The organism is Micromonospora sp. NBC_00617, assembly GCF_045161355.1.
In the GTDB taxonomy this organism is placed as follows: Bacteria; Actinomycetota; Actinomycetes; order Mycobacteriales; family Micromonosporaceae; genus Micromonospora.
In genome coordinates, this window is record NZ_CP107751.1 from 971,217 (window position 1) to 984,312 (window position 13,096).

Consider the following 13,096-nt stretch of genomic DNA (forward strand, 5'->3'; position numbering starts at 1 on the left):
GGTGATCCTCCAAGGTCGTGCCCCAAATCCCTGGCATCCGTCACCACACCATGCCGACAGCCATCAGCCGAGACGCTTGGACCGGCGTCGAGCCCGGTTGAGCGAGCTGTGGACTTCTCCTAAGGGACGTCTCGTATCTCGACGATGGTGAGATGTCCGTCGCTGGTGCGGTGGTCCGACCGACGGTGGTCTTCGAGGTGAGCATCCGCCGGTGACCGCCGTATCAGTACGGCCGCTGGATCCCTCGCTCCGCGAGCGTCGCTTCGTAGAAGCCGAGGAAGCGCTCTAACTCTCCGACTGCGTCGTCCAGCTCGTCGAGAGCTGCGCGGTCGCCGGGGTCATGGCGCAGTAGGCGCGCCGCGTCCGCCAGCTGTACCAGCAGGGCAGCGAACGTATCGCCCTGCAGGTGGATGCCGGGGAATGCCCTACCCGAAAGCTGCACGACGGCAAAGTTGGTAACACGGGACAGCACCTGCGCCTGGTCCTGGCTCATCTGAGCAGGATTCCAGCACCACTCGAAGGTCGTCCAAGGGAGGTCTGCTTACCCCGGCGACTGTCTGGTTGAGATGGTCGGTCAGGCTGCCCGGGTGCAGGTGATCACCGCAGCCCGCCCGGCTTGGATTTTCCCGTTCACCGGGCTGCAGCCCGCCCAGTTCCGCCAGCTGGTCCACTTGGTCGCGGAGCGTGGCGGTGACGCGATTAGAGACGGGCGGCCGGGCCGGCAATGGGCTCTCGACCTGCCCGATCGGGTGCTGTTGGTGGCCGTGTACTGGCGCACGAACCTGACCATGCGCCAGATCGGTCCGCTGTTCGGGGTGTCGCACTCCGCTGCGCACCGGGTCATCGACACCCTCGGCCCGTTGCTGGCCCTGGCACCGGTGCGCCGACGGCCGGTCGACCAGATCGCCATCGTCGACGGCACCCTGATCCCCACCCGCGATCACCGCTTGGCCACTAAGAGCAAGAACTACCGGTACTCGACGAACCTGCAGGTCGCCATCGACGCCAGCACCCGCCTGGTCATCGCTGTCGGCGACCCGCAGCCCGGCAATCGAAACGACACGATCGTCTTCCGCACCAGCGGCATCGAAGAGAAGCTGGCCGGGCGACCCGTCATGGCCGACGGCGGTTACCGCGGCAACTCTGAGGTGATCATCCCGTACCGCAAGCCCGCCGACGGCGGCGTCCTGCCAGCCTGGAAAGAAGAGCTGAACAGCCACCACCGCACCGTCCGCGCCGGAGTCGAACACGCTCTGGCCAGGATGAAGTGCTTCAAGATCCTGCGCGACTACCGCCGCGCCGCCCACACATTGGCCGACGCCGCCTCCGGCATCGCCAACCTTCACAACATCATCCTGACCGGCTGACCGCCGGGCCGGCGCTGGGAAACGCCTTCACCTAGATACGAGACGTCCCTTAGCGAGCTGCTCGGCGGGTTTACGAGACCTGTGCTCAGGACTCGGAACTGCCGCTCCGCGCTGCTGGTAGATTGGGCGCATGAGCACCCATCTGGTGCATGGATGCTGGACGTGGGGGTTCAAGTCCCCCCTCGGACACAAACCATTACCCCACGGTGCGCGTTGAGATCCATTTCAGCGCGCACCGTTTGCGTTTCAGGCTGGTAGGTGAGCCGGAGGCCGAGTTGCCGGTAGACCTCGGCCTTGTCGGCGGGGTCGGCGTCGCGGAGCACGGCGGCGAAGTCGCCGACCGCCGTCACCAGGCTCGCGATTTCTGTTCGGCTCATCCGGCGCGGGCTGTTGCCCACCTTCGCGTGGAGGTCGGTTTCGGCGCGGGCGCGTTCGGCCTGGGTCTGGGCGATCCAGCCGGTGACTACCGCCGGGTCGGCACCGGCGTCGAGGGCCGCCCGGTAGCGCTCCAGCTTGGCGTCGCATGCGGTGATGATTGTCTGGGCTGCCGTGGCAAGTGCGGGCGGATGATCCAGGGGCTGGGCGTCGGCCATCGCGGTGATCGTCTGTTCGATGCGGTGGGGTGCGAAGGCGGAGGCCAGCCAGATGTCGAGCGGGTCGGTGAGGGCGTCCTCGCGCAGGTACACGTTGCGGGGATGTACGACCTGGTTGGCGAGGGCGTACTCCTGCGGAAAGCGGCAGCGGTAGTAGGCGTCGCCGTGGTTGTACTGGCCCTGCACGCGTCGGTCGCAGGCGGCGCAGTAAATCATGCCGCGGAAGACGTACGGGTTGCGGGTGCGCCGCCTGACGTGCTGACCGCCGGTTCCTCGTCCGCGCCGTTGCAGGAGTGCTTGGGCCTGCTCGAAGGTCGCATCGTCGATGAGTGGGGCGGCGGCGGCGCCGGGGTGTAGCTCGGGTGGCTGAACGGGCGCCGCCACGCTGGTGACCCCGGTCGTTGCACCGCCGTCGACGTTGTCGACCGTCCATGAACCGTTGTCTTCGCTGGGCTGGTCAAGTCGCTCGTCCGCTGCTGCGATCGTTGCCGAATCCGGCTCCTTGCGTTGTTGATATTGGTGATCGGGCGGCAGCGTCATGCGCCTCCGTCCGGCGGTTGCCCCGGCCGGGACACGCGTCGGTGGGCGTGCGTCGTTCGCTCCTTGGCCTCCGCTGCCCCGATGTGAAAGAAAGCGGACTGGACGGCGATGCCAGCACTCGGCTTCGTGGGCGGGCGGGATGGTGGTGCTGTAGCTCGATGCGCCGACGACTCGCGCCGTGGCGGATGGTTGGGTTGTCATGGGAGATGTCCTCCGGGGTTGCTCGGGCCGCGACGGTGTTGACCGACACCTGCCACCCGTCGGCGTGCAGGTCGAGGGTCACCCGCGGGGAGCCGTAAGTGCCGCCGGAGGCGTCGAACGCTGCCCGGATCGCCTCATCGAGGGCATCGCGGCGGGTCTGCCGCGCGGTGGGTTGCCGGTCACGCCACTTGTAGAACCACGACTGCGACAGCCCAAGCGCCCGACAGGTCACCGCGTGCGGCACAGCGTGCTCGGTCCTCTGGGCGGCGACGAACCCGGCCACGCTCACTTCGTCGCCTCCTTGACCCACAGGACCACGGATCGCTTGAGCACATCACGCTCCATCGCCAGCTCGGCGTTCTCCTTGCGCAGACGAGCCAGCTCGGCGCGTTCGTCCTCACCGAGCCCGCCGGCGGCGGCCTCACCCCGATCCCGTCGGTCCTGCGCCACCCAGTTCGCCAAGGTGCCGCTGTTGATACCCAGATCCCGAGCGACCTGCGCGATCGGCTTACCCGTCTCCCGCACGATCCGCACGGCGCCCTCACGGAACTCCCGGTCGAACCGTCTCCTCGTTTCAGCCATGACCATCTATCCCTTTAGGTCCGGCCTCCACGCTAACGGGGGAACCTCAGGTGTGGTTTCAGGCGCCATTGAAGAGAGTCGGCCGCATCGATGTACCGCTCTGGGCCACTCGGCCTTGCCAACGCTCAACGCAACAGAGCCCTACGACTCGTTGCGATGGGCTTCGCCCGCCAGTGCTGCGGCAATGCCCCCGAGCTCGTCGACAGTTTGTTGCAGAGCCGGGACGATTTCGCGCACCCGGTCCTCGGTCAGGAGAATGCTCGGTCCGGCAATGCTCACCGCTCCGAGCGCCTCGCCGCTGTGCGCATCCACCAGCGGCATGGCCATCGCTGAGATCCCTCGTTCATTGCTCTCATGCACGCGCGCCCAGCCCTGCTCTCGCGCTTCGCGGATGCGGGCCGTCACGTCGGCGAGGCTGCGCGGCATGCCGGGCCCGACCGGGTGCCGTCGCGGCGGCTCCTGCCGGGCGACGAGCCGTAGGGCCCGGTCCTCGGGAAGCGCGGACAGCCAGGCGATCCCCGTCGCGGTCGAGTCGAGGGGAATCACGTGGCCGTGATCCACATCAGCGTCGTATCGGAGTCCGGACTTTGCGCCCTGCTCCTTGGCGACCCAGATCAACTGCTCCCTGTCGACCAGGCTTAGGCGGACGAGTTGGCCTGAGGTGCGAGCGAGGCGGGCCAGGACAGGTTTGGCGAGCCCGGTGATGGTAGAGGTCGCCAGGTGTCGTAACCCCAGGCCGACGACACGGAGCGTAAGCGCGTAGTTGCCCGACGGTTTGAGTTGAAAGACGAAGCCTTCGTCCGTGAGTGTCGCGAGGATCCGATGGGTCGCGCTCCTGGGAAGTCCCAATTGGTCAGAGATGCGAGCTAGAGGCACGCCCTCGACCTCACCGACAAGGCAGGAGAGCACCGCCAAGCCGCGTGACAGTGTCCCAGCAGCAACCATTATCCACCACTTTCTATTGGCACTCGCCCACATCGGCTGCGGGGAAGTTGACGTGACCCAATCTTCCACGTGCCCCTTGCGCTGTCGACAGTACTGGAATACCGTTCCGCTAAGCAACGGCGTTCCAGTCGGTCCGGGAGTCAGGGAGGCCTCATGGTGGCGAACACGCACACCCGACCCACGGTCCTGAGCCAGGGCACCTTCCTCTCGGTGTCGGCCGACGAGTTCGCCGAGGCCGCCGCGATCGCCGGTTTCGACGCCCTGAACATCTGGCGACACGCCCCGAGCTTCGAATCGGCGTCTGCCGTAGGCATGGCCACGCGCCGTGCGGGACTCTCGGTTCACGCCGTCTGCCGAGGGGGGTATCTCGTCGAACCCGACCAGCGGGCGGCGGATGACGCCAGCCTGCAGGCTCTCGACGACGCCGCGGAACTGGGTGCCGACCATCTCGTCGTCGTCGTCGGCCCCGTAGTGCACAGTGCACGGGCCACGCTCGAGCGAGCCGCTCGGGTGCTGGAGGCACTGTTGCCCGAAGCCGAGGACCGAGGGGTTGCCCTCGCCCTTGAGCCCTTCCACCCCATGTTCGCTGCCGAGAAATCCGCGCTCGTCACCCTTCGCGCGGCGCTCAGCATGGTCGAGGCGCTCGACTCTCGCTGGGTCGGCATCGCGGCAGATTCCTACCACCTCTGGTGGGATCCGGATCTGGCGGCGCAGTTCGCGCACGCCGACGGCCGCATCCTCGCGGTGCACCTGTCCGACTGGCTCGTACCCACCGTCAACCTTCCCCGTGGGCGCGGAGTACCCGGCGAAGGGGTCATCGATCTCGCCGGGTTCGTGGCGATCGCGCGACATGCGGGCTTCTCGGGACCACTCGAGGTCGAAGTTCTCACGGACCGCTTCGACGGGCAGCCCGCGCACTCCACCGCCCGGCTGCTCAGGTCGTCGATCGAGTCGATCCTCGCGACAGGCGCTGCCCACACCCCGGCGCTAGCCGGCTGAGCCGCTGATATGAACGAAAGGTTCACGATGTCCATGCAAACCGATTCCCCGACGACCGCCGGGGTTCCGAAGGCCGTCGCGGCGCCTGAGACCTCCGCGGCGACGACCTATCGGCCCCGCCGACTCCGCAAGCTCGCCTGGGACCTCATCCCGGTGGGGGTCTTCGCGGCCATCGTCGCTCTGTGGGCCGGCGCGGTGGAGGCGTTTGACATCCCCTCGTACCTGTTGCCCAGCCCGCAGGAAACCTTCGCCCGCATGGCCAACGACTTCCCGCTGTTGTGGGAGAACACCGGCGTCACGCTCACCGAGATCGTGGCCGGTCTCGGTATCACCATCGTGACGGCCATCCCGCTCGGGCTGATGATCGCGCTCAGTCGCGTCGCCAGGCAGGTGGTGTACCCGCCGGTCGTCTTCATGCAGCTCGTTCCCAAGATCGCGATCGCCCCCCTCTTCGTGGTGTGGATCGGCTTCGGCATGGAGTCCAAGATTCTGCTCACCATCCTGATGACCTTCTTCCCGCTCCTGGTGGCGAGCATCAGCGGCTTCAGGATTCTGGACGACCGGATGCTCTACCTCACCAAGTCGATGGGCGCGTCGCGCTGGCAGACCTTCCGCTATCTGCGGTTCCCGTCCGCCCTGCCCGTGATCTTCTCAGGGCTGAAGACATCGGCGACGCTCGCCGCGACGGCAGCCCTCGTCGCCGAGTTCGTCGGAGCCAACACCGGGCTGGGCTACCTGCTGCTCCAGGGCACGAGCACCTTGGACACCACGCTGATCTTCGCCGTCCTCGTCGTGCTGACCATCATCGGAATCGCTCTCAACTACCTCGTCGAGCTGGTCGAGTGGCTGCTGACGCCCTGGCAGCGCGCGCGTAACAACTAACTGATCACCCCCCTCCACCACGCACCACCTCACTAAACGGGATCGACGACGATCCTGGGAAGGAAAGACATGCGCCACATCCCCCGGCGATCCGCGCTGGTCGCGTCCGTGCTGGCCGCCTCCATGGCGCTCACCGCCTGCGGCGGCGGCTCGAGCGACTCCTCCGTCGGCGCCGACGGCACCAAGCTCAAGCCCTTCACCTTCCAGCTCAACTTCACCGCGGGCGGATTCAACGCGGGCTTCGAGTACGCCGCCGTCCACGGCCTGTACAAGGGGGAAGGGCTGGACGTCGAGATCGTTCCGGGCGCCGGCTCCGGCGTCACCGCCCAGATGGTCGCATCGGGCAAGGCTCAGGTCGCATACGCGGACGCGGCCACCACGAGCGCCCTCATCGCCAAGGGCGCCCCCATGAAGAACATCATGACGGTCTACCAGTCCAGCCCCAACCAGGTGACGACCCTGACGTCGAGCGGCATCAACGCGATTCAGGACCTGAAGGGCCGCAGTGTGGGTGTGCCGACCGGCGGTTCGCAGACCGCGATGTTGCCCATCCTGCTGGAAAAGAACGGCATGAAGCCGTCGGACATCAAGCAGGTGGGCCTGCCCAAGGAGTCCCTGGTTCAGGCGCTGCTGCAGAAGCGCGTCGATGCCATCCTCGGCTCGACCGACGCGTACGGCGTGCAGCTGGAGCAGCAGGGCGCGCAGACCAAGAACTGGACGTTCGCGGATTATGGGGTTCCGACGGTCAGCACCAGCGTGTTCGCCAACGAGGACTACCTGAAGAACAACGCCGACGACGTCAAGGCGTTCATCCGAGCGAGCCTCAAGGGGTGGGCGGCTGTCATCGCGGATCCGAAGGCTGGCGCCGCGGCGGTCAAGACGTACTTCCCCAACTCGAACGAGCAGCAGAGCCTGGCTGAGCTCAACGCGATTATTCCGCTGTTCTGCGCCGGCGGCGCCACGGCCGTCGGCAAGGCGCCCGCCGAGAGCTGGAGCCGTACCCAGGACCTGCTCTCCTCGATCGGGCTCCTGCCCGCCGGAACGGACGCCACCACGTACTACTCGAACGACCTCCTTCCCGCCGAGGCGGAGATGCAGCAGTGCCAGGACGGCAAGCCGGTGCCGCTGGCCGCGAAGTGAGCCCGCAGCGAACACCTCTCACTGATCTGTGGAAAGGAGGGATCACGTGCCACACGACATTCCGCGGCAAGGACTGATCTACCAGGACCTGTACGTCGGACTTGCGTTCCGCAGCCCGGGACGGACCATCACCGACGCCGACGTTCTCGGGTTCGCCGCGCTGACCGGTGACTTCTCCGAGGTGCACACCAGCGACGTCTACGCGAAAGCCAGCCAATTCGGTCGACGGATCGCGCACGGCATGCTGGGCCTGGCCTACGCGCACGGCCTGATGTGGCCCCGCACCGAGATGCTGCGGGACACCGCCGTCGCATTTCTCGGAATCAAGGACTGGAGGTTCAAGGCCCCGATCTTCATCGGCGACACGATCTTCGTCGAGTACTCGGTTGCCGAGATGCGCGACAGTGCGTCCAAGCCGACTCAAGCGATCGTGACCTTCGACGTGCGCGTCGTCGACCAGGACGGCCGCGTCTGCCAGGAGGGGCAGAAGGTGGAGCTTCTGTCCAAGGTGCCCCTCGGCGGGGTCGATGCAAGTGGGAAGGCACAGTCATGATCGCACGCGCAACCGCGGCCGACGCTCGGACGAAAGCCTCGATCTCCATCGAGTCCGTCAGCAAGACCTTCGGACTGGACGGCCCGAACCCGTTCCAGGCGCTGAAGCCGGTCGACATGAACATCAAGCCCGGCGAGTTCATCTCCATCGTCGGCCCCTCCGGATGCGGCAAGAGCACCCTCATGCTCATGGTCGCCGGACTGCTCGACCGCACGACCGGCGACATCCGCGTCGGGGGTGAGTCGGTGAAGCGGCCCATCACGGACGTGGGTATCGCGTTCCAGGATCACCTTCTCCTCGAGTTCCGGACCGCTATCGACAACGTCATGCTGCAAGCGACGATCCGCGGCCTACCCGAGCAGGAGATCCGCAGTCGCGCAGAGCAGTTGTTCGAGCGACTGCGGCTGACCAAGGCGATGAAGAAGTACCCCCGTCAGCTCTCCGGCGGGATGCGCCAGCGGGTGTCGCTGATCCGGACGCTCGTGCACGACCCGTCGGTTCTCATGCTCGATGAGCCCTTCGGTGCGCTCGACGCGCTGACCCGGTTGCAGGTTCGTACCGACCTCGAGGCGCTGTGGATGGAGCGGCGCCCCACGGTCCTGTTCATCACCCACAGCGTGGAGGAGGCCGTCGGGCTCTCCGATCGGATCTTCGTCATGAGCCCCAGCCCGGGAGAAATCGTCGATGAAATCGTCGTCGACCTGCCCCGTCCGCGGCCGATCGCGCTCGGGGAATCTCCTGCCTTCGGCAAGTACGCCGACCGGATCTACCAGCACTTCGAGCGGCTGGGCGTGCTCCACGGCATCGAACTGCCGAACGCGAAGTCATGACGGTCGGCAGCGCATTCCGGTTCGTGGATCGCCGCGCGCTGGTGACCGGAGCCGGCCAAGGGATCGGACGGGCCATCGCCGAGCGGCTCGCCGCGGAGGGCGCACATGTCGTCGTTGCTGATGTGAACGAGGACCTGGCGCGAGAAGCGGCGACCGTCCTGCGGGCCGCCGGCGGCTCCGCCGAGTCCGCGACGGTCGACGTCTCGGACTCAGCCTCGCTGGCCTCGCTCGGCGGCCTTTTAGGTCAGGTTGATGTCGTCGTCGCCAACGCCGGTATCCAGACCTTCGGACCGCTACTGGAGTTGAGCGTGGAGGATTGGGACCGCGTACTGGCCGTGAATGCTCGGGGTACGTTCCTGACCCTCCAACTCGCGGCGCGGCTCCTGTCGAACGGCGGCAGCGTCGTGACGGTGGCCTCGATCCAGGCGGTGTTGCCCAATGTGATGTCGGCGAACTATGCGGCGTCGAAGGCCGCGGTCATCAGCACGACCAAGACGTTCGCCGCTGAGCTGGCGCCACGGGGAATTCGGGTCAACGCGGTTGCTCCGGGCCGGATCGACACGCCGCTGGCCCAGCGGGCGAACGTCGAACTCGGCCGCATGGTCGACAAGGATCCGGCGCTGATGCTGGCCAACCGCGTTGCCACCATCCCGCTCGGCCGCACCGGCCAGGCCCAGGAGGTGGCGGCCGCCGTGGCGTTCCTCGCCTCTGACGACGCCTCCTATATCACGGGGGAGACGCTGAATGTTTGCGGCGGGGACGTGATGCTCTGATGGGCGGCACCGTACCCCCGGCGGTCCGGCTCGACCGGTCCGGCCCCGTGTGGCTGGTGCGACTCGACAACTCGCCGCTGCACCTGATGACGCTGGGCATGCTCGCCGACCTGGCCGAAACCTTCCGGCGTGCAGCCGAATCCGACGCACGAGTCCTCGTCCTGGGTGCAGCCGGCGGGCGGGCATTCTGTGCCGGCAGCGACATGCGTGAGTTTGCGGCGTTGGGCGAGCAAGCCGCTGAGCGCAAGGTACTCGTCGAGGACCGCATGTTGCGGATGCTCGCCAAGCTGCCGTTCCCCACCATCGCCGCCATCGACCAACCGGCGCTGGGCGGCGGCCTGGAGCTTGCCCTGGCGTGCGACCTGCGAGTGGTTCGACACGGCGTCCGCCTGGGGCTACCGGAGGTCAAGATCGGCGCGCTCGCCGCGACCGGGAGTCAACGGCTCACGAAGCTCGTTGGACCGGGACGGGCCAAGCAGCTGCTCTTGACCGGGGAGACCATCGACGCGGTAACGGCCCTGGGTTGGGGGCTGGCGACCGAGGTCGTCGACGGCTCCGCGTGGGAGCGCGCCGTCGAACTCGCCGACCTTCTCGTATCTCGCAGTGCCTTGTCGCTTCAGCTGGCAAAGCAGCTTGTCGATGAGGCGACCGATCTGCCGCTCAACGCGGGCCTGGTGCGTGCGTCAGATGCTTTGGAGCACATCTTCGCGAGTAGTGAACTAAGCGAAGGTGTCACGAGATTCCTGGGTAAAGAGGATTAGTCGATCATGACGCTCACCCTCAAGCCCACTCCAGGGGACAACCCTCGGCGCCCCGGGCTGGTGCTGACGCCCGAGGATGCGGTGGCGCTGGTCCCGTCGGGCGTCACTCTCGCCGTGGGCGGCAGCGGTTCTCTCCTGCAGGTGCCCGAGACGCTGCTCGCTGCCCTCGAGCAGCGCTGGGGCAAGGAGCGGGCGCCCAACGACCTGACGGTCGTGCACGTCATGGGGCTCGGCGACCTCCAGGGCCGCGGGATCGACCACATCGCCATTCCTGGCTTGGTGCGCAGGTTTGTCGGTTCGCATTTCGTGCTCTCGCCCCGCCAGCAGAAAACGATTGCCGGCAACCAGGTCGAGGCGGTCGGGTTGCCCGCCGGCACCATCTCGCTGCTGTACCGGGAGATCGCTGGCGGACGACCGGGGCTGTTCACGGATATCGGCTTGGGAACGTTCGTCGACCCCCGTCAGGAGTGGGGGCGGATGAACGACCGTACTCGTGAAGGTCTCAGCGAGCTGATCACCCTCGCGGGACGCGAGTGGCTCTTCTACCCCCGCTTCGACGTGCACTTCGGGCTGCTGCGCGCCACGGTGGCCGATGTCCACGGCAACCTGGCGATGGACGACGAGGCCGCCTTCAGCGACAACCTCGCCATCGCTCAGGCTGTCCACAACAGCGGCGGCACGGTGGTCGCCGAGGTGAAACAGATCGTCGCCGCAGGGGAGCTCCCCGCCGGCCGGGTCAAGGTACCCGGAGCACTCGTGGATCACGTCGTGATCACCGACTGGCCGAATCAGACCCCCATCACCCGCAGCGACCCCCGGCGAACTGGCGTGGAGCCGAACCGGCCCACGGCCATCACCCCGCTGCCCTTCGACCACCGAAAGGTGGTGGCGCGTCGAGCCGCGCAGGAGATCCACGAAGACGATCTCGCCAATCTCGGTGTCGGGATGGCGAACGGCATCTCATACGTGGCACTCGAGGAGGGCTTCCTCGACCGGTTCACCCTCAGCATCGAGCAGGGTGTGTTCGGTGGCCTGCCCGGCGTGGGCCTGGATTCGGGAACTGCCATCAACCCGACGGCGATCGTGGACATGTCGAGCCAGTTCGACCTGTACGACGGCGGTGCCTTGGACTTCGCGGGTCTGGCGTTTGCCCAGATTGACGCCGAAGGCAACGTCAACGTGGCGGGCGTGGACGGAACACCGATCGGTCCCGGTGGCTTCATCGACATCAGCCAGAAGGCCAAGACCGTCGTGTTCTGCGGCACCTTCCGCGGTGGCGACCTCGACGTGCGCGTCGGAGAGGGCCGCCTCGAGATCGTACGAGACGGCCGCTACGGCAAGCTGGTCGATCGAGTCCAGCGCATCGCCTTCGACGGGAGGCGAGCGCGCCGCGCGGGACAACGAGTGCTCTACGTCACCGAGCGAGCGGTATTCCGACTCGGCGCTGACGGCATCGAACTGATCGAGATCGCGCCCGGAGTCGACCTGCAGCACCACGTCCTTGCACGCATGGGCTTCACCCCCATCATCCGCGAACCACTTCGAGAAATGGACGGCCGATTGTTCCGTCCGGAGCCGATGGGGCTGCGTTGCCTGCCTCCGCGCCGCCTCGGATGACCCGCCGTCTTTTCCGGCCGCAGACACAGAAAGGTTGATCTCATCGTGACCGACGCGTTCGAGGGAATTCGCATCCTCGACTTCACCCAGCTCGAGCAGGGCCCGTCCGCGACCCAGATGCTCGCCGACTTCGGGGCCGACGTCATCAAGATCGAGCGCATCGACGTGGGTGAGATCGGGCGCAATCAGGTCCCGTTCATCGGCGATGGATACAGCCCGCACTGGTCCGCGACGAACCGGAACAAGCGGAGCATCAGCGTCGACGTGAAGTCGGTCGAGGGCCGCAAGCTCATCCTGGACCTGACAAAGGACGCCGACATCGTGGCGAGCAACTTCCGGCCGGGTGTCATGGACCGCCTCGGGCTGGGCTACGACGCCTTGTCAGCTGTCAATCCACGCATCATCGTCGGATATGCCTCGGGGTACGGTCTCAGTGGGCCGTATACCCATCGGCGCGGACAGGACCTGGCGGCGCAGGCCATCAGTGGGCTGATGGCCTTGTCAGGCACCGAGGAAACCGGCCCGATGCCGAGCGGCACGTTCATGATCGACTACGTCGCCTCCATGCAGTTCGCCCTGGGCATGATGGCCGCGCTGGCGGCCAGGGAACGCACGGGCCGCGGGCAGATCGTGGACTCGAACCTGATGAACGCCGCGATCACGACGCACCTGCAAGAGGGCACCACGTTCCTGAACACCGGCCAGCGCTATCCCCGCCCGCCAGCCAACATCGCCCACGCACGCAACACAGCGCTCTACGGCTACTACAAGGCCGCCGACGGCCTGTGGTTCACGCTCATCGGGGAGTACTACGTTGACGAGCAGTGGCGAAGGGCCGCGCGCGCCTGCGGCCTGACCCCGGAGCAGATCGACGACCCCCGCTTCCAGAGCATCGAGGGGCTGACCGAACACGTCCACGAGACCCGCGACCTGCTGGCGGACGCGATCGCGCGCTTCCCACGTGACGAGATCATGGCTCGGTTCGAGGCGGAGGGCATCCTCGTAGCGCCCGTCCACGACTATGACGCCGTCTTCGACGACCCGCAGGTTCGGCACAACAACCTCGTGCTCGAGGCGGAGGTCGCCGGAATCGGACCAGTGCGTTTCGTCGGCATGCCGGTTTCGCTCTCCGAGACCCCGGCCCGCCTGCGCATGGTGCCCCCCAAGGTGGGCCAGCACAACGACGAAGTCCTCCGTGCGGCCGGGTTCAGCCCCAACGAGATCGCCGAGCTGAAGTCGGCCGGAGTCATCGGCTCCGAGTCGGATCGCGAGGCGACGGGCGGGCGGCCCGCCTGGTCCTGACTGACCGCCCA

At 66.9% G+C, this 13,096-nt stretch carries 15 protein-coding genes; 10 read left to right on the forward strand and 5 right to left on the reverse strand.

Going from position 1 to position 13,096, the window contains the following annotated elements:
* Nucleotides 1–223 precede the first annotated feature (223 nt).
* The gene (locus OG505_RS04350; RefSeq protein ID WP_405431147.1) at nt 224–493 is read right to left on the reverse strand and encodes a DUF6959 family protein; all 270 of its coding nucleotides are present in this window, start codon (nt 491–493) and stop codon (nt 224–226) included.
* A gap of 94 nt (nt 494–587) precedes the next feature.
* Between OG505_RS04350 and OG505_RS04355 the strand changes: the two genes are divergently transcribed.
* Nucleotides 588–1,367, forward strand: coding sequence for a transposase family protein (locus OG505_RS04355; protein ID WP_405431149.1), 780 nt, complete (start codon nt 588–590; stop codon nt 1,365–1,367).
* 170 nt (nt 1,368–1,537) lie between these two features.
* Here OG505_RS04355 and OG505_RS04360 read toward each other — a convergent pair whose 3' ends face one another.
* From OG505_RS04360 to OG505_RS04375, 4 genes are all read right to left on the reverse strand, one after another.
* Nucleotides 1,538–2,500, reverse strand: a complete 963-nt coding sequence (locus tag OG505_RS04360) for a zinc ribbon domain-containing protein (RefSeq protein ID WP_405431151.1) — start codon at nt 2,498–2,500, stop codon at nt 1,538–1,540.
* On the reverse strand, nt 2,418–3,011 hold the full coding sequence (locus OG505_RS04365; protein ID WP_405431153.1) for an IS3 family transposase: 594 nt from the start codon (nt 3,009–3,011) through the stop codon (nt 2,418–2,420). The genes OG505_RS04360 and OG505_RS04365 overlap by 83 nt, the downstream gene beginning before the upstream one ends.
* Nucleotides 2,987–3,283, reverse strand: a complete 297-nt coding sequence (locus OG505_RS04370) for a transposase (RefSeq protein ID WP_091446604.1) — start codon at nt 3,281–3,283, stop codon at nt 2,987–2,989. Before OG505_RS04370 ends, OG505_RS04365 begins: the two co-directional genes overlap by 25 nt.
* Nucleotides 3,284–3,424: 141 nt before the next feature.
* Nucleotides 3,425–4,261, reverse strand: a complete 837-nt coding sequence (locus OG505_RS04375; RefSeq protein ID WP_405434381.1) for an IclR family transcriptional regulator — start codon at nt 4,259–4,261, stop codon at nt 3,425–3,427.
* Nucleotides 4,262–4,381: 120 nt separating this feature from the next.
* Between OG505_RS04375 and OG505_RS04380 the strand changes: the two genes are divergently transcribed.
* The 9 genes from OG505_RS04380 (at nt 4,382) to OG505_RS04420 (ending at nt 13,085) form a co-directional block, all read left to right on the forward strand.
* Nucleotides 4,382–5,227: a sugar phosphate isomerase/epimerase family protein gene (locus OG505_RS04380; protein ID WP_405431156.1), complete on the forward strand. Its 846-nt coding sequence runs from the start codon at nt 4,382–4,384 to the stop codon at nt 5,225–5,227.
* Between the two features lie 27 nt (nt 5,228–5,254).
* Nucleotides 5,255–6,109 carry an ABC transporter permease gene (locus tag OG505_RS04385; RefSeq protein ID WP_405431158.1) on the forward strand — a complete coding sequence of 285 codons (855 nt, stop codon included), beginning with the start codon at nt 5,255–5,257 and terminating at the stop codon, nt 6,107–6,109.
* A 108-nt stretch (nt 6,110–6,217) separates the two neighbouring features.
* Nucleotides 6,218–7,249 carry an ABC transporter substrate-binding protein gene (locus OG505_RS04390; RefSeq protein ID WP_405431160.1) on the forward strand — a complete coding sequence of 344 codons (1,032 nt, stop codon included), beginning with the start codon at nt 6,218–6,220 and terminating at the stop codon, nt 7,247–7,249.
* A gap of 46 nt (nt 7,250–7,295) precedes the next feature.
* Nucleotides 7,296–7,802 carry a MaoC/PaaZ C-terminal domain-containing protein gene (locus tag OG505_RS04395; RefSeq protein ID WP_405431162.1) on the forward strand — a complete coding sequence of 169 codons (507 nt, stop codon included), beginning with the start codon at nt 7,296–7,298 and terminating at the stop codon, nt 7,800–7,802.
* Nucleotides 7,799–8,632 carry an ABC transporter ATP-binding protein gene (locus OG505_RS04400; protein WP_405431164.1) on the forward strand — a complete coding sequence of 278 codons (834 nt, stop codon included), beginning with the start codon at nt 7,799–7,801 and terminating at the stop codon, nt 8,630–8,632. Before OG505_RS04395 ends, OG505_RS04400 begins: the two co-directional genes overlap by 4 nt.
* Entirely contained in the window at nt 8,629–9,405 is a 777-nt protein-coding gene (locus OG505_RS04405) for an SDR family oxidoreductase (protein WP_405431166.1), read from the forward strand. Before OG505_RS04400 ends, OG505_RS04405 begins: the two co-directional genes overlap by 4 nt.
* Nucleotides 9,405–10,166, forward strand: a complete 762-nt coding sequence (locus OG505_RS04410; protein WP_405431168.1) for an enoyl-CoA hydratase/isomerase family protein — start codon at nt 9,405–9,407, stop codon at nt 10,164–10,166. Before OG505_RS04405 ends, OG505_RS04410 begins: the two co-directional genes overlap by 1 nt.
* 6 nt (nt 10,167–10,172) lie before the next feature.
* The gene (locus OG505_RS04415) at nt 10,173–11,783 is read left to right on the forward strand and encodes an acyl CoA:acetate/3-ketoacid CoA transferase (protein ID WP_405431170.1); all 1,611 of its coding nucleotides are present in this window, start codon (nt 10,173–10,175) and stop codon (nt 11,781–11,783) included.
* A gap of 45 nt (nt 11,784–11,828) precedes the next feature.
* Nucleotides 11,829–13,085, forward strand: coding sequence for a CaiB/BaiF CoA transferase family protein (locus tag OG505_RS04420; protein WP_405431172.1), 1,257 nt, complete (start codon nt 11,829–11,831; stop codon nt 13,083–13,085).
* The last annotated feature ends 11 nt before the right edge of the window (nt 13,086–13,096 follow it).